Below are 19,980 nucleotides of genomic sequence, written 5' to 3'. Positions count from 1 at the left end.
TTAATGACCCTTTCTTTTATCAATGTCGCGGTGGCTGACATGTGTAATGTAATGTGTTGACAGCTGTTTGGCGAAATACTCAGCAATAGCAACAGAGCGATGCTGGCCGCCGGTACATCCAATCCCTACAACCAGCTGTGACTTGCCTTCTTTTTTATATTGGGGAAGCATGAACTGTAAAAGATCCAAGACCTTGTCATTAAATTTTTGGGTGTCCGACCATTTGAAAACATAGGACGATACTTCTGAATTAAGGCCGGTCAATGGCTGCATATGTGGAACATAATGCGGGTTTGGCAAAAACCGGACATCAAACAACAGATCAGCATCAATCGGGATCCCATATTTATAGCCAAACGAAACCATGTGAACCGAAAAGATGTCCTGTGTGTCTTCTGTATATGCTTTCAGGATTTTTTCCCGCAATGCCCTCGGCTTCAAATTGGTCGTATCAATAATTCGCTGCGCTCTGCCTCTCAATTCATCCAGGATTTTCCGCTCCTGCTGAATACCGTTCAACGGCAAGCCTTCAGTTGCCAATGGATGCGTGCGCCTTGTTTCTTTGTAACGTGTCACAAGTTCTTCGTCTTTGGCATCAAGAAAAAGGATATGTTCATTGAGCCAATCCTCTTCACCTAATATATCCAACGCTTCGAAAAGCGAGTCAAAAAACTCCCTGCCACGCAAATCCATGACAAGCGCCACATTTTTAATATTATTCCGCGAATCTCTCATGAGCTCCAAAAATTTTGGCAATAATGCGGGTGGCAAATTATCAACACAGTAATAGCCGAGATCTTCAAAACTTTGAATGGCCACTGTCTTCCCCGCCCCTGACATTCCGGTAATAATCACCAGCTTTGTTTCCTGTTCATTGTTTGACACGATACATTTCTCCTCTTCAGGGGCCTGGTGGATCCAGACGATAATGAATCAAATCGTAGTCTTCAGTATATGAAAACGACCCGTATAGCGTTTTATTGGAACCCAGGACATGGTCGAAAATTTTCCTGTCCCCTTCAGCCATTGGCAAGTTGCTTATAGCGTCGTGTGTGACCCATTGCAGTTCACCTTCACGGCAGTAATCCGCTAATGTTCCGGTGAACGAACGGCTAATAAACGTGAACATCATCCATTCCTGTACAATTGTCTCTCCACTATAGACCAGGAACGTAAAAGTGCCAGCGAGTTCCGGATCTGTCAGTTCCAGTTCGGTTTCTTCCCGGTATTCACGGACCACAGATTCTTTAATGGATTCTCCTTGCTCCATCTTACCCCCGGGAATCGCATACCAGCCGCGGCGTGGTTTTTTCAGCAATAAAACTTTATCATCGTTTAACAATATGCAATTCGTTACACGTTGCATTCTTATGTCACTTCTTTCTCTAAAAAACCATGACGCTTCTTCCATTATACACTGAATTCGATCCAGCCAACAACCATATAAATTGACGGTTGTTCGACATAATAGGACAAAGCGTCTGAATCCCTGTCCCAATTTGAACAAAAAAATACAGGTGAACGCATCACCTGCAAAGAACTAATTTATTATTAAAAGGGGGTCAATTAGTTAATTATAGTATACCCCATTAATGTTTCGTACGTGTTACAACGGCGTTAAAAAGTAATGACTTTTTGTGAAGTTGAGCTTACAAACCTGTCATGTCAGGACTGGGTCGCTTTCAACTCTTCATGAAGATCCTCAAGATACTTTTGTGCAGTTTCGGCAGCAATGCTTCCATCTCCGGTTGCTGTCACAATTTGGCGAAGGGATTTCTCACGGATATCCCCTGCCGCAAAAATGCCCGGGACCTGAGTTTCCATATTTTCATCTGTCGTAATATAGCCTTCATCATTCGTGATCCCGAGTGATTTGAATGGCTCATTCAGCGGCAGCATGCCAATATAAATGAACACGCCATCAATCGGATGCTCGTATTCTTCACCGGTTTTATTGTTGTATAATGAAATCGCACTGACTTTACCATCTGGACCATTAATGGTCTTCGCTTCCGTGTTCCAGATGAAATCAATTTTATCGTTATCAAAAGCACGGTCCTGCAGAATTTTCTGCGCACGCAATTCATCACGACGGTGCACAATCGTGACTTTATCAGCAAAGCGCGTCAAATACATACCTTCTTCTACGGCAGAGTCTCCACCACCGATGACAACAAGATTTTTCTCTTTAAAGAAAGCACCATCACATACAGCACAATATGAAACGCCTCGTCCGCCCAGTTCTTCTTCGCCAGGAACGCCAAGTTTCTTATACTGAGCACCGGTTGTGATAATCAGTGCGCGTGTGTGATACTGTTTTTTTCCTGCATCGATTGTTTTGTAGTCACCATGATCCTCCACGCTTTTGATGTCGCCATAAGCGTATTCAGCACCAAACTTCTTTGCATGTTCAAACATTTTATTGGATAAATCCGGACCCAATATGTGCTCATAACCGGGGTAGTTTTCCACATCTTCAGTGTTGGCCACCTGACCACCCGGGATGCCGCGTTCAATCATCAGTGTATCGAGATTGGCACGAGATGCGTAGACCGCTGCGGTCATGCCGGCAGGGCCTGCACCAGCAATAATCACATCATACATACGTTCTTCGGCCATATTATCAGCCCTTTCTCAACTATTATCTTCAAACCACATTCATCGTATTAAAGACTCAAGGATTCGTCTACTTTTATGCTCAACGTTTGCAGGCAGGATTCAGCTTGTTTTCCACGGACCTTCTTCGTCTGCCAACACCGGATGTTTCCGGCATCCTTCTTCCCATAATGAAAGAGCTTTCGATGGTCTTCCAAGCTTATAGGCTGAGATGCTGTACCATTTATAATAAGCCAAGTGATTTTTCACCTGCTGTTTAGCCAATTTGCCAAACCGCATATACGCCTGCTCATATTTACCAGTTGCCGCCAGCGTCACAGCTATTCGTAATTTCTGCTGTTCATGAATCGGATATACATTTAGTAATCCCTTAATGTGTCTTTCATATTCCGCTTTCCGTCCTGTTTCATAATAAAACAAGGCCAGATTGGTGTGACTGTGCAGTGAACCAGGCTGCTCCTCCAGTAAATCCAGCTCCATTTTGATTGCCTCATCAGGGGAACCGGAGAAAAACAAGGCATATGTATAATCGTGCCTGACCAATTGAAGATCCGGGAATAACATCATCATTTCGTCAAGCAGCCCGAGTGCTTTTTCCCATTCCTTGTTTTCCAAATGATGAAAAACCATGTCCTGGTAAATAATCAATTCATCTTCTTCATCAAATTCCCATTCATTGCCTTCTTCTTTATCACTATGCATTAAATCCAGCAGATGTTCAGCATCTTCGCGAAAATCGCCATCTTCCTGCTTATTAAGATACATTTCGGCATATTTTTTGGCGTCGCTTAATAGACCTAAATGGGCGTAATTATTTGCAAGCAGGTAGTAACAATCGGTGTATTGTTCAGCAGTTGCCTGCAGCACTTCATTCAGCAGCTGATTGGCAGCATGATAAGCCCCAATTTCGGTGTAAACAATTGACATCTGACACTGGTATAACGGATTGTCCGGTACTGCTTCAATCGCCTTACGCAGCCACTTGATAGCGACATCAAATTTATTTTTTTCAAACGCTTCGACACCTTTTGTGAAATAAAAATCACCGTCCGGAATATAGGGGATAATATTCTCCTTTTTTCCTTGCACATTATTGTCTGATTGTAGCATACATCATCCCCCTTTATTGTCGAATCTCATCGAACAAAAGTATATCATAATTGTTGAAAGAATTATACACGGAATTGATAAAATAAGAAACGGTTCAAGCTGCCTGGGCCCAATTTTGGGGGAGGGGGCCTCCTTGTGGGTTGATGTTGGTGCCTTGACCGTTGATGTTGGTGCCTTGACCGTTGATGTTGGTGCCTTGACCGTTGATGTTGGTGCCTTGACCGTTGATGTTGGCGCTTTGACCGTTGATGTTGGCGTCTTGACCGTTGATGTTGGCGTCTTGACCGTTGATGTTGGTGCCTTGACCGTTGATGTTGGTGCCTTGACCGTTGATGTTGGTGCCTTGACCGTTGATGTTGGTGCCTTGACCGTTGATGTTGGCGCTTTGACCGTTGATGTTGGTGCCTTGACCGTTGATGTTGGTGCCTTGACCGTTGATGTTGGCGTCTTGACCGTTGATGTTGGCGTCTTGACCGTTGATGTTGGTGCCTTGACCGTTGATGTTGGTGCCTTGACCGTTGATGTTGGTGCCTTGACCGTTGATGTTGGCGTCTTGACCGTTGATGTTGGCGTCTTGACCGTTGATGTTGGCGTCTTGACCGTTGATGTTGGCGTCTTGACCGTTGATGTTGGCGTCTTGACCGTTGATGTTGGCGTCTTGACCGTTGATGTTGGGGGAACAAAATGAGTTCCGCCAACATCGCCACATCAATGAAAAAAGGGCGAGAGGCTGCAAAAACTGCGTCTCTCGCGCCTGATTTACTTCATCGGATTCACGGCTTCATACAGTAATTGATCAAGCTCTTCGGTATAGCGCTGTTTCTGCTGGTCACTCCACTGCAGAACCTGTGCCATATAGTCGATCACATGATCTTTATGGGCTCTGACAAATTCAATATCGAAAAACAGTGCCCCAGTCCGCCGTACAAAAAAGTCGACCGGCTTGTACGTCATTTCATGCTTCAGGGCGTAAGTCAATTCTGCAAACACAATCGGTTCAATGCCTACTTCTTCTGCGCGTGTTTTTTCGCTCTGATACAATTCAAAAATCTGGTCAATATTGGCGCCATACTTTTGAATGAGAAATGTAGCCGTTTCTTCGGCAATGCCTAAGCCAGCAGCTTCAGCTATTTTTTGTTCCTTAAACCGCTGAAATCCGTTTGAACCGCCTACTTCCCCGCCGGAAATCGGCAAATGCTCTGTATCTGAATCAGAATATAAAATACCTTCTTCTTCTTTCAACTGTTTCACAACCGTGTCCACAGCATTCTCAGCCATTTTTCGGTATCCGGTCAGTTTCCCACCAGCCATGGAAATGAGACCTGAATCTGAAATAAATACTTCATCTTTCCTTGAGATTTCATCAGGATCGTCCTGGCCTTCTTCTGCAATTAACGGACGCAATCCAGCATAGCTTGAATCAACATCATCTTTTGTCATATCAAGTGACGGAAACATATAGTTGATCGCATCCAACAAGTAATCACGGTCATCTTCAGTCATTTGCGGATGGGCAATGTCTCCTTGATAACTTGTATCCGTCGTCCCTACATACGTTTTTTTATTTCGTGGAATGGCAAAAATCATCCGGCCGTCCGGTGCATCAAAATAAATTGCCTGCTGCAGTGGGAAGCGTTCTTTCTGAAATATCAGGTGAACACCTTTCGTCAACTGAAGTGTTTTGCCTTTTTTGGAACCATCGACTTCCCGCAGATCGTCCACCCATGGTCCGCCTGCGTTAACAATTTTTTTCGCGTAGATATGATGCTGTTCACCTGTGATTTGGTCTTCCACGACAGCACCGCATATCTTGCCGCCATCATAAATGAAATCAGTGACTTTCGCATAATTGACCGCGTGGGCACCCTTCTCGACCGCTTTTTTCATAACCTCAATCGTCAGTCGGGCATCATCTGTTTTGTACTCAACATAGAAACCCGCCCCTTTCAAATTGTTCCGTTTAACAAGCGGTTCTTTTTCAAGAGCTTCCTGGGGTTTTAGCATTTCCCTGCGTTCCGATTTTTTAACCCGTGCCAAAAAATCGTAAACGCGCAGGCCAACATTTGTTGTGAATGGACCAAACGTTCCGCCTTTATAAAATGGAAGCATCATCCACTCGGGTGTGGTGACATGCGGCCCGTTTTCGTAAACGATCGCCCGTTCCTGCCCGATTTCTGCAACCATCTTTACTTCAAATTGCTGTAAATAACGGAGCCCGCCGTGCACCAATTTGGTTGAACGACTTGATGTACCAGCTGCAAAATCCTGCATTTCCACAACAGCGGTATTCATCCCGCGTGTAGCCGAATCCAGTGCAATACCTGATCCGGTAATCCCGCCACCAATGACGAGCACATCATGTGGCTGTTGCTCGATTTGCTGAAAAATGGTATCCCGCTGAAGACTTGAAAATACTGCCATATTCATTCACTCCTTGTCGTCTGTATCTATTAATAAACTGATAACTGCTATTCCATATATTCCCGAAAAAAAGAAACCGCAAAACAGACTAATGAAAAGATATCATCAGTTATTTGCGGTTTCTCCACTTCTCCGGCACATTTATTAACTTGCCACTATCATATCACACTTACTTGCATGGTGTATAGTGATTGACTGCGGTATTAACCGAATTCTTTCTCAACAGCAGCGGCAACGCTTTCCTTATCTTTATCCATGCCGGATTCAACCGCCGCAACATAGGAACCTTCCACCAAGGGCGCTTCCATGACTTTGACATCTTCTGCTTGTGACATCTCCACAGCCATTTCCGCATTCATTTTGGCACTGCCAATATCATAAAACACGACGGCACCCTGGCCTTCATTGGCACGGTTGATTGCCTGCTGGATCTTATCTATACTTGTTCCGATTTCATTTTCATCTGTTCCACCGGCAGCCTCAATTGGGACATCTTTGATCACTTGGCGGATCATATCTTGAATGCCTTCCGCAACTTTTGGGCTGTGGGAAATGAGCACGACACCAACATAGGACATATTAGGACTTCCCTCCAATAACATCGGCTAATGCCTTGAAAATGTAACATGAGGAAGCAGAACCCGGATCGATGTGGCCGTCTGACCGTTCTTTAAAATAGGCTGCCCGGCCTTTCGTTGCTGTCATAGTCTTTGTCTGTTCCATCGCATTCTTTGCCTCTTCTGCGATTTTTTCGCCATCGAAATCCGCTTGCCGACTGAAAAAGTCCGCCATCGGTGACCATACATCAACAAGGGTTTTTTCGCCTTCTATTGCTTTCCCCCGTTGTTTAATGCCATTCACAGCTTCTTTCAGACCGGTTGTAAACGTTGCGTAATCAACCGGGTCATTTCCTTTAACCGCTGTGGATAACTTCAAAAACGCCGTGCCGAATAACGGGCCTGATGCACCGCCAATTTTGGACATGAGGGTCATGGCCGTATCTTTTAATACATCCGCACTGCTCGTATAATTCCCATCAGCAATTTTTGCAGCAGCTTCCTGAAAGCCACGGGCCACATTAATGCCGTGGTCGCCGTCACCGATTGCCTGGTCAAGCGTTGTAAGATAGTCTTTATTCGTCTGGATTGTTTCGTTTGATTTATCTATCCATGCCACAACATCCTGTACCGTTAATGCCATGTTCAAAACCCCTTTCTCAGCTGCGAAAAGCAGGTGCCTGTGATGGTTCATTCAAAAGTGTTTTTAATTCATCATCCAGCTTTAATAAGGTGACCGAACAACCGGTCATTTCCAATGATGTCATGTACTCGCCGACAAATGTAGTGTAAACGGTAATGCCCTTTTCAGCCAGGATTGCTTGTACTTGTTTGTTGACAATATACAATTCCATTTCCGGAGTGGACCCTAATCCATTGATCATAACGGCTACATCACCGCCAGTGAAATCAAAATCATCCAGGATCCTGTCGGTCAGCTCTTTCGCAATGTCATCCGCTGTGGTGATGGATTTGCGTTCGATCCCTGACTCTCCATGAATCCCGATCCCGATTTCCATTTCGTTTTCACCTAATTGAAAACTTGGTGTTCCAGCGGCGGGTACGGTACACGGCGTGAGGGCCATGCCCATGGACCGGACGTTCTCAACCACTTTTTCTGCAGCTGCCTTCACTTCCTTAAGGGTTCCGCCCTGTTCAGCTTTTGCTCCGGCCACTTTATGGACCAAAACAGTTCCGGCAATCCCTCGTCGTGACGATTCTTCATCCACTGCTACATCATCGTTTACGACCACTTTTTCCACGTCAATGCCTTCTGCTTCAGCAAGTTCCGCTGCCATTTCAAAATTCAGGACATCACCTGTGTAATTTTTAATGACTAAACATACACCTGCGCCTCCATCGACAGCTTTGATCGCTTCAAAAATCTGGTCAGGCGTCGGGGATGTGAATACTTCTCCGGCAACCGCAGCATCTAACATGCCTTTTCCGACATAACCGGCGTGGGCAGGTTCATGGCCGCTTCCCCCGCCGCTGACAATTGCAACTTTATTCTTGATCGGGGCGTTACTTTTCGCGATCACCGTCGTCCCAGGTAACTGTTGCAATTCATCGGGATGTGCAGCAATCAAACCTGCCGCCATATCCTGTACAACTTCATTTGGATCATTGATAATCTTTTTCAAATCCACTACCCTCCTTATCGTCCTGTTTGGTTAAATCAAAGGGGCGATCAGTTCTTACCTTCTCTTATTGATCTCCCCTGAGAAAAACTTATTTAAACACTCTCGCTGCCTCGACAGCTTTTTTCCAGCCGGCATAAAGTTCGTCACGTTTTTCTTCTGCCATATCGCTGTTAAATGTATGTTCATTTTGCCACTGTTCAGCAATCTCATTCTTATCTTTCCAATAACCTACTGCCAGCCCGGCAAGATAAGCTGCGCCCAGAGCCGTTGTTTCCTGAACGACAGGCCGCTCGACAGGGACGCCGACCATATCACTCTGGAACTGCATCAGAAAGTCATTTTTAACGGCACCACCATCAACGCGCAGTGTTTTTAATTCGATGCCGGAATCTTCTATCATAGCATCCAGGACGTCTTTTGACTGGTAGGCGAGTGATTCGAGAGTTGCCCGGATCATATGCTCTCTGGATGTACCGCGTGTAATGCCGAAGAAAGCACCGCGTGCGTCACTATCCCAATATGGTGTTCCAAGCCCGACAAATGCCGGTACCATATACACTCCATCTGTTGAGTCCACCGCTGTGGCATAGTCTTCACTCTGTGGTGAATTTTCGATGATCTTCAACCCATCACGCAGCCATTGAATCGCCGATCCGGATACAAAGATACTGCCTTCCAGCGCGTATTCCACTTTGCCATCGACACCCCATGCCAGCGTGGTAAGCAGGCCATTTTCAGATACGACGCCTTCTTCACCTGTATTCATCAACATGAAGTTACCGGTTCCGTACGTGTTTTTCGCCATACCTCTTTCAAAACAAGCTTGGCCAAATAGCGCCGCCTGCTGGTCTCCAGCAATACCGGCTATTGGGACTTCATGACCGAAGAAATGGTAATCAACGGTATTCGCATAAACTTCGGAAGACTGCTTGACTTCGGGCAGCATACTTTTCGGTACACCCAGTATGTCCAACAATTCATCATCCCATTTAAGATCGTAAATATTGAACATTAAGGTTCTGGCAGCATTGGAATAATCCGTGATATGTGTTTTGCCTCCGGAAAGCTTGTAAACAAGCCATGTGTCCATTGTACCGAATAACAATTCATCATTATCAGCTTTTTCCCGGGCACCCTCAATATTATCAAGAATCCATTTGACTTTGGTACCGGAGAAATACGGATCAATCAACAATCCGGTTTTGTCGCGAATAACCTCTTCATAGCCCTGTTCCCTTAATTCTTTACAAATGCCGTCTGTCTGGCGTGATTGCCAAACAACCGCCCTGTAAATAGGTTTCCCGGTATTTTTGTCCCAAATAACGGTTGTTTCACGCTGGTTGGTAATACCGATCCCGGCAACTTGCGATGGATCGACATCTGACTTGCGCAGCACTTCTGAGATACAAGCGAGTACAGACGTCCAAATTTCATTCGCGTCGTGTTCCACCCAGCTTGGATGATCGAAAAATTGCTCGAATTCCTTTTGCGCCGTTTCCACGATTTCACCTTTGTGATTGAAAAGAATCGCCCGTGAACTTGTGGTCCCTTGGTCTAATGACAAAATAAAAGTTTCACTCATTATGTTCTCCTCCTTAAAAATGCTTGTTTAGTCTATACGGTTTTATCCGCTGCTTTAGTCTGCTGCTGTTTTTGCTTTCTTCAACTCCGAACTTGCAGCGCCAATTAAAATAATGGCCACTACAACACTTAATACCCAAAATAGCACAGAATATTCACCTAGGAAAAACGCATTGTAAAAAACCGCACCATAAACGCCTCCTAAAATCGGGCCAACAATAGGGATCCAGGAGTAGCCCCATCCTGACCCGCCTTTACGGGGAATCGGCAGCAGCGCATGTGCAATTCTCGGGCCAAGGTCACGGGCAGGGTTGATGGCATAACCGGTCGTACCACCCAATGACATTCCAATCGCAACAATCAGCAGTCCGACAACCACTGGATTCAGTCCTTCAGAAAACTCATTTGCCCCGATAAACATAAGTCCCAATAAAAGGACAAATGTGCCAATCATTTCACTGACCAGATTGGAAAAGGGACTGAGTATGGCCGGGGTTGTGGAAAATACATCCCGTTGTGCCACTTGATCATCCGTTTCTTTCCAGTGTGGCAAGTAATTAAAGAACACAATCACCGCCCCAATAAAAGCACCAATTACTTGAGCGCTTATATACATCGGAACTTTTGCCCACGGAAATTCGCCCGCTGCGGCAAATCCAAGGGTTACTGCGGGGTTAATATGAGCATCAGTAACTACACCGGCTGCATATACCCCCATTGTAACACCAAGACCCCAGCCAATAGTAATCATCACCCAGCCAGTGCCTTCTGATTTTGTTTTCTTCAGGACAACGCCCGCAACGACACCGCCCCCTAATATAATCAGTACCATCGTACCAATCAGTTCCGCTAAAAACTCGGTCATTTTAACACTCCCTTAACAGTAATACAATCTCTTAAACAAGTTATGACCGCACATTATGACGGCAAAAAACCCACACTGCAATAGTCGTACTTGTCCCGAAAGTACTATTGCAGCGTGGGTCTCCATGTCTCCACCACGTTCTTAACTTGTTGACTATTACTTTACCACACAGTTGTAAACGCTGTCAACAGTTTTTCATAAGTCCTTTTTCATAAAATAGTCCTAACTTCTCACCAAACCGTGCGGGTCAATAACAAATTTTTTCGATACGCCGCCATCGAACTGTTTATAACCCTCAGGCGCCTCGTCAAGTGAAATGAGTGTCGCGTTGACTGCCTTGGCGATATTCGCTTTGCCGCTTAAAATCGCCTTCATTAAATCCCGGTGATATTTCATAACCGGCGTTTGGCCCGTTACAAATGTATGGGCCTTCGCAAACCCCAGCCCGAAACGGATTTTCAGTGTTCCCTCTTTCGCATCAGCATCCTCAGCACCTGGGTCTCCGGTTACATAAAGACCAGGAATACCCAGACGTCCGCCAGCTCTGGTTGCACCCATAATCGAATTCAGTACCGTAGCGGGGGCTTCACCACCATTTTCACCATGACCGCTTGCCTCAAACCCAACCGCATCAATGGCACAGTCTACTTCCGGAACCCCCAGAATTTGCTCAAGCTGTTCACCCAGATCATCATGCTCACGTAAATTGACGGTTTCACAGCCGAAGCTTCTCGCCTGTGCTAAACGTTCTTCAATCATATCCCCGACAATGACAACTGATGCTCCAAGGAGTTGTGCTGAATGCGCAGCTGCTAACCCTACCGGCCCGGCACCAGCAACATAAACAGTTGACCCCGTCTTAACACCGGCACTGACTGCTCCGTGATAACCGGTTGGAAAAATATCCGACAGCATGGTTAAGTCAAGAATTTTATCCATCGCCTGGTCTTTATCGGGAAATTTCAACAGCTGAAAGTCCGCATATGGCACCATCACGTACTCAGACTGGCCGCCTGCCCAGCCGCCCATATCCACGTATCCATACGCTGAGCCCGGCCTGTCCGGATTGACATTTTCACAAATATGCGTATCCTGTCTTCTACAGCTTGGACATCGTCCGCACGCAATATTGAACGGGACGGATACCAAATCACCTTTCTTAATAAATTCCACGTCACTCCCGGTTTCAACAACCTCACCCGTAATTTCGTGCCCCAGTACCAGCCCGCTTGGTGCGGTCGTCCGGCCTCTGACCATATGCTGGTCACTGCCGCAAATGTTTGTTGTAACGACTTTCAGGATGACCCCATGATTACACTTCCTGCCTACGTTGAGCGGATTAACCCCCGGACCGTCCCTTAGAATCAGCTCAGGATAATTGGTGTCCTGTACCTCTACTTCTCCCGGCTTTAGATAGACGACTGCCCTGTTACCTGCCATACAATCCCAACCCCCTCTAATGTTAGTGATGCCCTCCATGTAAGCGTTATCATTCTATGTTCTATTATATAAATTATGACTGAACATTTCAATAAATAAAGGGTGAGTTTTTAAGTATCCCACAATTCCGTGTTCGACGTCGATACCGCAATCGCTCCAGCACTCAATGCAGAAGAGACTTCTTCATTATTTCTGATCAGCCCTCCAGCAATGACCGGGACCCCGGATTCTTTATCAATTTCCTGAATAATATCCGGAATAAGTCCTGGCAGTAATTCAATGCAATCCGGCTGAAATCTGTCAATCAGTTTTAAATTGTGTTCAACCGCCATGCTGTCTAATAAAAACATACGCTGGATGGCAAACAGTTTATGTTTTTTGGCTAACTTAATAATATTACCTCTAGTTGAAATAATCCCATCCGGTTTAATGTCACGAATTAAAAATTCCATGCCGTACTCATCGGCTTTTAACCCCTGTATCAAATCAAAATGCAGCAGGACCTGTTTATGCTCCCGTTTGGCATACTTGACCAGACTTTTTAACTGGGCCAGACGGGTTTCAAGAAAAACAATCGTCTGATGATCCGTTTCAAGTGCTTTTTCAAAATCTTTCATTTGGCGAATGGCAGGAATGATTCCTTTCGGCAGTTCCATTTGACGCCTCCTCCATGTTTCATTTTATCCTATCAGAAACTTTAACAACAAAACGCGGTACCTGCACTGGAGAAGGATACCGCGTCGATTTGCTGTGGACATTATTTCCTTATACATTACTCCATCGAATGCTTCTCAATCATGTCCTGCTTCATCTTCCACAAATCATAGCTCAAATCAACGTAATAGGTTTGTGGATTAAGCAGTCTCAGCGTTTCCTCCCAAATATAGGAAAGCTGCTCTTTGTGATAACAATGAATTTCCTCAAGTGACGGGAGTGGATAGACTTGTTCTCCGTTGACGAAAATTGGCTGCAGCAGATCATGTGCTTCGTAGTCATTCACGTATTTGAATTTCTGGGGAAACAGCGGATCAAACATTTTGAGCGGTTTGTCATCTACTGTTTCACTATCTAACGCAACATAATCACCTTCCGATTTATTGGTCTTACGGTTAATAATCCGGTAAACTTTCTTCGGACCGGGCGTTGTTACTTTAGCAATATCGTCGGACAGCTTAATCACCGGAATCATGCCTTCTGCGTCTTCCCTGGCGACAAGTTTATAGACGCCACCGAGCGATGGCTTTCTGGCACCGGTGATCAATTTGGTACCGACACCCCATGATGTAATTTTGGCCCCTTGCAGCTTCAAATGCATGATAACTTCTTCGTCGAGATCATTCGAGGCCATGATCTCCACGTAATCCATATCAGCCTCATCAAGCATTTGCCGGCCTTCAATCGATAACCGGGCCAAATCACCACTGTCAAGGCGTATCGCTTTTAACTTTTTCCCTTGGGATTCGAGCATTTTCCCAGTTTTGATGGCATTGGGGATTCCGGATTTAAGTGTATCGTATGTATCCACCAGTAAGATTGACTGATCGGGCAGAGCTGTGGCAAAATTCATGAACGCTTCTTCTTCTGTGTCATGATCCTGAATCCAGGAATGCGCGTGCGTTCCCTTCGACGGTATGTTAAATAACTTGCCGGCGCGCATGTTGGATGTTGCGTGAAACCCGGCAATATAGGCACTGCGGGCGCCCCAAACCGCAGCATCAGCCTCTTGTGCCCGACGGGAGCCAAATTCAACCAGTGTATCATCATTGGCAACCTGCTTAATACGGCTTGCCTTTGTGGCAATCAAGCTTTGATAGTTCATGAAATTCAGAATGGCTGTTTCAATCAGCTGGGCTTCAAAAATACGCGCTTCAACTCGGATGAGCGGCTCATTTGGAAATACAATTTCACCTTCACGCATTGCATAGATATTCCCTGTAAAGGAGAACGCTCGCAGCTCGTCCAAAAATGCTTCTTCATAATTTTCTTCCTGCTGTTTTAAATAATCAATGTCCTCTTTCGTAAAGTGCAGGCTGTTTATGTAGTGCACAATCCGTTCGAGCCCGGCAAATACCGTATAACCATTCCGGAAAGGATTCTTGCGGATATACGCATCAAAAATCGCCCGTCTGTTGTGAGAGTTATTTTTCCAGTGCGCATACATCATATTGATTTGATACTTGTCCGTGTGCAAGGTTAAATTTTCGTAGTCCATTGTTCTCCTCCGTTACATGGCATTACTGCTATTGTATATTAAAACGCTTTGTGTTCAAACAAAAAGGATATTAGCCTTCGTTCATGATACGGCGACCTGTTCATTCAGAGATATTTTCAAGCCTCCACTATTCTCTATCCTCTTCCATCCGCTTGGCTATCTCTTCTTTCGTATAAATCACCTGCATCGGGTTGCCGCCCACAAACGATCCGGACGGGACATCCCGATTGACAAGCGTCGCTGAGGAGATAACCGCACCGTCACCAATTGTTACACCCGGAAGAATCGTGGTATTGGCTCCGATCATGACATCATTGCCGATCACGACGTCCCCGAGCCGGTATTCCTTAATTAAATATTCATGCGCCAAAATCGTCGAATTATAGCCAATCACACTGTTTGAGCCGACCGTTATTTTTTCCGGAAACATGGTATCGGGCATCACCATCAGCGCAAATGCTGTTTTTTCTCCAACTTTCATCCGTAAAAACGTCCGGTACAGCCAATTTTTCACGTTCAAAAAAGGTGTGTATCGTCCCAATTGGATCACGATGAAGTTTTTAACAACTTTCCAGAATGGGACGGTTTTATAGATTTGCCATAAGGAATTGGCCTGCTCAACAGGATATCGATTCGTTTTCCGCATATAGCTTACACCTCTGTGATATCCAGCAGATCCCGCATGTCTTCCAACATGTACGACGGGTTATAGGTCGCTAATTTTTCCCGCCCTTTCAAGGACCAGGCGACACCTGCCGTCTTCGTCCCGGCATTTTGACCTGCTTCAATATCATGCGAATTGTCACCGACCATTAACGTTGAATCCGTACTTGCATCCAACACCTTGAGTGCTTTTACGATTGGTTCGGGATGCGGTTTGGCGTGGGTGACATCATCAAGTGTAATGATCGTTTTAAAATCATGTTCAAGCCCTGTAACCTGGAGGCCCATGTCAACTGTCTTGCGCGTCTTGGTCGTTACAACACCGAGCTGAATACGTCTTTTCTGCAGTTCTGCCAGTGTATCGACAACATGGGGAAATGCCGTCACATAATCATCATGATGCTGCTGATTGTGCTGCCTGTACGTTTCAACCAGCGCGTCCACTTGTTCCGGGTCCGCTTGCTGAAATGTATCTCTTAATGGCGGTCCGATAAATTCAATAGCTTCCGAACGTGTGAGCTTTTTTCCATACGTGTCAAACGTATGCATAAATGATTCAATGATCAGTTCATTCGTGTCAATGAGTGTGCCGTCAAGGTCAAAGAGTATGGTATGAATGGTCATGTGCTGGTTCCTTCCTGTGTCGTTTTTCCAGTCGCTTCCAAACGAACGCGACCGACATTGTCAATAGAATGGCCGTTACCAAACGGATTAACAATAATGGCCAGACGGGAATCCCCAATGGTATAAATACGAGGGTATCTTCCACAACCGCGTGACAGGAAACCAAAAAGATTAGAGCCAAATACATATCCCGCCTTGATATCCCGTCTTCTTTCACCGCCTGGATCATCAGACCTGCACCATAGGCAAGCCCGATGGTCAGACCAGCGACAAGTGTCATGGACGTCTTTTTCTCCATCCCCAGTATTCTGGTGAACGGACCTAGCTTATCGGATATTGCTGTCAACCAGCCTTTTTCACGAAAAAATTGCATAGCGATCATTAACGGAATCACAATAAGTGCCAGCTGCACAATCGCAACAAGTGCTGTTTGCAGTCCGTGCAGTAAAATCTCAGACCATCCGTTCAACACAACATCCGATGACGAAATCAGGCCATACTGCGCTTGTTCCGCCCCACCATTCCACAGCAGGTTAATCACAGTGGCAGCAATCAGCGCAAGTGAAATGCGAATGCCGGAAATAAGCCACCAGCTGACGCCGACTTTAGATGCAACCGTTGATTCAATAAACAAATTATGCGAAAACGACATCATCACGGCCAATATAAAGACTTCTTTTACTGTAAATTCAAATGACACGATTGCTGCAATGCCAGCATATAAATTCAGGGAATTCCCCAGTACCAATGGCACCGCAGCTTCCCCGGACAAGCCCAAAAGACTCATTAACGGGCTGATTTGTTCAATTATCCAGGGCAGTACCGGTGTATATTGCAATATGGTTACAATCAGCGTAATAGGAAAAATGACTTTCCCTAATGTCCATGTCACCTGGAGCCCCTGCTGTGCTCCCCGCTGTAAAATACCAGTCAATTACCCATCACCCGCTTTTCATCATTTCTTCTTCTTTACCTTTGTACCGTCGTAATGTTTCGTGGTTTTACCTGTTCTGCGGCGGTACCACATAAGTGCTGCCAATCCTAAAATAATAAGGACCGAAATGAGTTGTGCCATCCGGATCTCAGTCCCAGGTACGTATAAGCTGTCGGTCCGCATGCCTTCGATTACGAGACGGCCGGCTGAATAGGCCATCAGATAGCTCAGGAATACTTCACCACGCAGCGGATTTTTGCGCCGCAAGACTAATAAGAATACAAGCACCAGGATGTTCCAGACCGATTCATATAAAAAAGTCGGGTGGTACATCACGCCTTCAATGCACATCTGGTTCATAATGAAATCCGGCAAATATGTATGAAAACTGTTAAACGTCTCCTCACTGATTGGTCCGCCATGCGCTTCCTGATTCATGAAGTTCCCCCAGCGTCCGATTGCCTGCCCCAAAATCAGACTTGGTGCAGCAATATCAGCCAGCTGCCAGAATGAAACATGTTTCACCCGGGCAAATATAACGGCTGTCAAAACAGCGCCGATCAGGGCACCATGAATGGCAATTCCGCCTTCCCATATAGCGAAAACGTCCCACCATGGCCCGCCTATATAGCGGTCCCATTCAAATATAACATAGTAAATACGGGCAAATATAATGGCAACCGGAATGGCAAACACAACCAGATCAACCATCAAATCTTTCTGTAAACCCAGTTTGTCAGATTCTTTTGTTGCGATATATAATCCTAAAAAAGCGCCAAACGCAATAATCAGCCCATACCAGTAAATGGTCAAAGGACCAATGTTTAAAAAAACCGGATCCAACGCTGGTGCATTGCATGTCATTTCAATCACCCCTCATCTAAAGCATTTCCCTGATCAATCATCTCTGTCAGCCGTTCAGAAAATTCCTCAGCAGCGTTTACCCCCATCCGCTTCAGCCGGAAGTTCATGGCAGCAACCTCAATAATAACAGCAAGATTCCGGCCCGGCCTGACCGGAATGGTCGCTTTCGGCAGTTTAACGTCCATGATTTTCATTGTTTCTTCATCAAGGCCAAGTCGATCATACTGTTTTTGATCATCCCATAATTCCAAATTGATGATCAATGATATTTTTTTATGACTCCGGACCGCACCGGCACCGAAAAGGGTCATAACATTAATGATACCCAGCCCGCGGATTTCCAGCAAGTGTTCGATTAACGGCGGTGAATTGCCGATTAACTGATCATAGTCCTCCTGCCGAATTTCCACACTGTCATCAGCGACCAACCGATGTCCCCGCTTGACCAATTCAAGTGCAGATTCGCTTTTGCCGACACCACTTTGCCCTGTCAAAAGTACCCCTACACCATAGATGTCAACTAAAACACCATGGATGGCTGTAAACGGGGCGAATTTGGCTTCCAGATAATTTGTCAGTCTGCTGATGACACGAGTTGTTTTCCGGGGTGAATGCAGAATCGGAACACCTGCCTTATCCGCTGTTTCCAGCATGACCTCAGGGATATCCATCCCGCGTGATATGACGATGACAGGTGTGATATCTGTGCATAGATGTTCCATGCGATCTTTTTGCTTTTCATCGGACAAATCAAGAAAGTACGCCATTTCCGTTTTGCCGATTAATTGAACACGTTCTTTTGGATAGTATTGAAAATAACCGGTCATTTCAATCCCGGGACGATGAACATCACTTGTAATAATTTCCCGGTGAACGCCATCTCCCCCTGCAACAAGGGTCAAGTTAAAATTTTCCAGCAAATCTTTCGTACGGACTGTCGACATGAAAAGAAACCTCCATTAACTCATACAATAAAATGAAACTCATTCAGTGGGTACGTTTTCCCATCCGTTACATGCGAGATAAGGCTGATTTATATTGTAGCATATTTTAGCATGATGGAATATTCTCATTACCTGGTAGAGCTGAAAAAATCGCAGGAAGTTTTGCCTGCGATTATCTGACGGTATCGTTGACAAGTTTGTTCAGCAGTAAGGTTAATAAAGATATCACAATGGCTCCAATAATGGCTGTTCCAAATCCTTCAATTACGAATGAGTCATCCATTATAGCCTGGGTAATCATAAGTGTGATGGCGTTGATGACAAATAAGAACAAACCGAGTGACAGTAATGTAATCGGCAGCGTCAAAACAACCAGCACCGGTTTAACAATGACATTTAAAATACCCAGAATAACACTGGCCAAAAGCGCCGTGCCAAAGCCATCAAGCTGGAAAGAATCAAACAGTTCAGCAACGACAATCAGTGCGACTGCGTTTAGAAAAACTGATATGACCCAACGAAGCAGCATTAACGCACCTCCCGTTCATTCGGAATAACGAAAATACCAATAATATAAGCGTAGATAGACGCACCCCCTGCGAATGCGAATGCCACAAACAGCAAGCGGATAATGGTCGGGTCAATATCGAAGTATTCCGCCAGGCCTCCGCAAATCCCTGATACCATCCGTTCGGAATTCGACCGGTATAATCGTTTTTTCATGATAAACCTCCTCTCACACTGGATTATTCACCAAAATCCCATATATAAAACGCTTCTTTACCTAATTGCTTTTTGGCTGCCTCATTCAGATCATCGGTGGACCAGTTTTCCTGAAATTGGCCCAAAATTCCGCTTGCCTGCGATTTATGGCAAAGAACAGCGTCCATTTTTTGCTCGAAGAAGGGCGTTACATCATTGATAATGTTCGGCCTGCCCAGTTCCTCAATGTGATTGTTACTGATCGCTTGTGCCCAGACAGTCGGGCGGGTCTCGGGATCCATCAGCCGAACTGCTTCAATGGCTGCTGCCCCCATAGCGTTATGATCAGGGTGTACAGCATATTCCGGATAATGCGTGATAACCAGACTTGGCTGCAGGTTATCCAGGATGCCTTTTAAATGCTTTGCTACTTCACGTCTGTCTTCAAATTCAACCGTTTTGTCCCGGTACCCGAGCATGCGGAGTTCAACATCCAATTGCTTGCATGCGTTCACCAATTCTTCTTTGCGGATTTCCGGCAACGTTTCCCGGTTGGCAAAAGGCGGCGCCCCCATATTCCGGCCCATTTCGCCCAGTGTTCCGCATAAATACGTGACAGGCACGCCCTGTTCGCGGTATTTCGTGATCGTTCCGGCAGCACCGAATGATTCATCATCGGGATGCGGATAAATTACAACAACATGTTTTTCCATTATTTTTCACCTGACCCTTTGCAGCAGAATAATTATAGTGAAGCTTATCAGGCATTTATGGACAGTTCACCCTCATTTTTGGAGGGCTTAT

At 45.5% G+C, this 19,980-nt stretch carries 22 protein-coding genes; 1 reads left to right on the top strand and 21 read right to left on the bottom strand.

The genetic code is table 11. From position 1 onward, the window contains the following. The 4 genes from rapZ to E4U82_RS07590 form a co-directional block, all read right to left on the bottom strand. Positions 1 to 885, bottom strand: coding sequence for an RNase adapter RapZ (gene rapZ, locus E4U82_RS07605; RefSeq protein WP_135109608.1), 885 nt, complete (start codon positions 883 to 885; stop codon positions 1 to 3). Between the two features lie 16 nt (positions 886 to 901). Then, positions 902 to 1,366: an NUDIX hydrolase gene (locus E4U82_RS07600; RefSeq protein ID WP_135109607.1), complete on the bottom strand. Its 465-nt coding sequence runs from the start codon at positions 1,364 to 1,366 to the stop codon at positions 902 to 904. 299 nt (positions 1,367 to 1,665) lie between these two features. Further along, entirely contained in the window at positions 1,666 to 2,619 is a 954-nt protein-coding gene (trxB, locus tag E4U82_RS07595) for a thioredoxin-disulfide reductase (protein WP_135109606.1), read from the bottom strand. 99 nt (positions 2,620 to 2,718) lie between these two features. Further along, positions 2,719 to 3,726: a tetratricopeptide repeat protein gene (locus tag E4U82_RS07590; RefSeq protein WP_135109605.1), complete on the bottom strand. Its 1,008-nt coding sequence runs from the start codon at positions 3,724 to 3,726 to the stop codon at positions 2,719 to 2,721. 133 nt (positions 3,727 to 3,859) lie between these two features. On the opposite strand from E4U82_RS07590, the gene E4U82_RS07585 reads away from it, so the two are divergent. Continuing rightward, the gene (locus tag E4U82_RS07585) at positions 3,860 to 4,414 is read left to right on the top strand and encodes a hypothetical protein (RefSeq protein ID WP_135109604.1); all 555 of its coding nucleotides are present in this window, start codon (positions 3,860 to 3,862) and stop codon (positions 4,412 to 4,414) included. Positions 4,415 to 4,485: 71 nt separating this feature from the next. Here E4U82_RS07585 and E4U82_RS07580 read toward each other — a convergent pair whose 3' ends face one another. The 17 genes from E4U82_RS07580 to bshB2 all read right to left on the bottom strand — a co-directional run bounded on the left by E4U82_RS07580 (position 4,486) and on the right by bshB2 (position 19,889). Continuing rightward, positions 4,486 to 6,147, bottom strand: a complete 1,662-nt coding sequence (locus tag E4U82_RS07580) for a glycerol-3-phosphate dehydrogenase/oxidase (protein WP_135109603.1) — start codon at positions 6,145 to 6,147, stop codon at positions 4,486 to 4,488. Positions 6,148 to 6,350: 203 nt separating this feature from the next. Beyond that, positions 6,351 to 6,725 (bottom strand): dihydroxyacetone kinase phosphoryl donor subunit DhaM, encoded by a 375-nt coding sequence (gene dhaM / locus E4U82_RS07575; RefSeq protein WP_135109602.1) that lies wholly within the window; start codon positions 6,723 to 6,725, stop codon positions 6,351 to 6,353. A gap of 1 nt (position 6,726) precedes the next feature. After that, positions 6,727 to 7,347 carry a dihydroxyacetone kinase subunit DhaL gene (dhaL, locus tag E4U82_RS07570; RefSeq protein ID WP_135109601.1) on the bottom strand — a complete coding sequence of 207 codons (621 nt, stop codon included), beginning with the start codon at positions 7,345 to 7,347 and terminating at the stop codon, positions 6,727 to 6,729. 16 nt (positions 7,348 to 7,363) lie between these two features. Beyond that, positions 7,364 to 8,347: a dihydroxyacetone kinase subunit DhaK gene (gene dhaK, locus E4U82_RS07565; RefSeq protein WP_135109600.1), complete on the bottom strand. Its 984-nt coding sequence runs from the start codon at positions 8,345 to 8,347 to the stop codon at positions 7,364 to 7,366. An 88-nt stretch (positions 8,348 to 8,435) separates the two neighbouring features. Next, positions 8,436 to 9,929 carry a glycerol kinase GlpK gene (glpK, locus tag E4U82_RS07560; protein WP_135109599.1) on the bottom strand — a complete coding sequence of 498 codons (1,494 nt, stop codon included), beginning with the start codon at positions 9,927 to 9,929 and terminating at the stop codon, positions 8,436 to 8,438. Between the two features lie 54 nt (positions 9,930 to 9,983). Then, positions 9,984 to 10,793: an MIP/aquaporin family protein gene (locus E4U82_RS07555; protein ID WP_135109598.1), complete on the bottom strand. Its 810-nt coding sequence runs from the start codon at positions 10,791 to 10,793 to the stop codon at positions 9,984 to 9,986. Positions 10,794 to 11,015: 222 nt separating this feature from the next. Then, complete coding sequence (gene fdhA, locus E4U82_RS07550) at positions 11,016 to 12,233, bottom strand: formaldehyde dehydrogenase, glutathione-independent (RefSeq protein WP_135109597.1); 1,218 nt, start codon at positions 12,231 to 12,233, stop codon at positions 11,016 to 11,018. Between the two features lie 110 nt (positions 12,234 to 12,343). After that, positions 12,344 to 12,889 (bottom strand): glycerol-3-phosphate responsive antiterminator, encoded by a 546-nt coding sequence (locus E4U82_RS07545; RefSeq protein WP_135109596.1) that lies wholly within the window; start codon positions 12,887 to 12,889, stop codon positions 12,344 to 12,346. 116 nt (positions 12,890 to 13,005) lie between these two features. Continuing rightward, positions 13,006 to 14,445, bottom strand: coding sequence for a nicotinate phosphoribosyltransferase (locus E4U82_RS07540; protein ID WP_135109595.1), 1,440 nt, complete (start codon positions 14,443 to 14,445; stop codon positions 13,006 to 13,008). Positions 14,446 to 14,572: 127 nt separating this feature from the next. Beyond that, a complete protein-coding gene (locus E4U82_RS07535) occupies positions 14,573 to 15,091 on the bottom strand; it encodes an acyltransferase (RefSeq protein ID WP_135109594.1) in 519 nt (172 codons plus the stop codon). 5 nt (positions 15,092 to 15,096) lie between these two features. Further along, complete coding sequence (ppaX, locus tag E4U82_RS07530) at positions 15,097 to 15,732, bottom strand: pyrophosphatase PpaX (RefSeq protein WP_135109593.1); 636 nt, start codon at positions 15,730 to 15,732, stop codon at positions 15,097 to 15,099. After that, the gene (locus E4U82_RS07525) at positions 15,707 to 16,666 is read right to left on the bottom strand and encodes a nucleoside recognition domain-containing protein (RefSeq protein ID WP_135109592.1); all 960 of its coding nucleotides are present in this window, start codon (positions 16,664 to 16,666) and stop codon (positions 15,707 to 15,709) included. The genes ppaX and E4U82_RS07525 overlap by 26 nt, the downstream gene beginning before the upstream one ends. 21 nt (positions 16,667 to 16,687) lie before the next feature. Continuing rightward, positions 16,688 to 17,530, bottom strand: a complete 843-nt coding sequence (lgt, locus tag E4U82_RS07520; RefSeq protein WP_135109591.1) for a prolipoprotein diacylglyceryl transferase — start codon at positions 17,528 to 17,530, stop codon at positions 16,688 to 16,690. Positions 17,531 to 17,535: 5 nt separating this feature from the next. Next, positions 17,536 to 18,474, bottom strand: coding sequence for an HPr(Ser) kinase/phosphatase (gene hprK / locus E4U82_RS07515; RefSeq protein ID WP_135109590.1), 939 nt, complete (start codon positions 18,472 to 18,474; stop codon positions 17,536 to 17,538). A 172-nt stretch (positions 18,475 to 18,646) separates the two neighbouring features. Beyond that, positions 18,647 to 19,003 (bottom strand): phage holin family protein, encoded by a 357-nt coding sequence (locus E4U82_RS07510; RefSeq protein WP_135109589.1) that lies wholly within the window; start codon positions 19,001 to 19,003, stop codon positions 18,647 to 18,649. Beyond that, positions 19,003 to 19,197 (bottom strand): PspC domain-containing protein, encoded by a 195-nt coding sequence (locus E4U82_RS07505; protein WP_135109588.1) that lies wholly within the window; start codon positions 19,195 to 19,197, stop codon positions 19,003 to 19,005. The genes E4U82_RS07510 and E4U82_RS07505 overlap by 1 nt, the downstream gene beginning before the upstream one ends. A gap of 23 nt (positions 19,198 to 19,220) precedes the next feature. Further along, positions 19,221 to 19,889 (bottom strand): bacillithiol biosynthesis deacetylase BshB2, encoded by a 669-nt coding sequence (gene bshB2, locus E4U82_RS07500; RefSeq protein WP_135109587.1) that lies wholly within the window; start codon positions 19,887 to 19,889, stop codon positions 19,221 to 19,223. Positions 19,890 to 19,980: the final 91 nt, after the last annotated feature.

Origin of the sequence: Lentibacillus salicampi (assembly GCF_004565465.1) — a bacterium.
In the GTDB taxonomy this organism is placed as follows: Bacteria; Bacillota; Bacilli; order Bacillales; family Amphibacillaceae; genus Lentibacillus; species Lentibacillus salicampi.
Note: the sequence above shows the minus strand (reverse complement) of the source record. Positions and strands in the feature narration are given on the sequence as shown.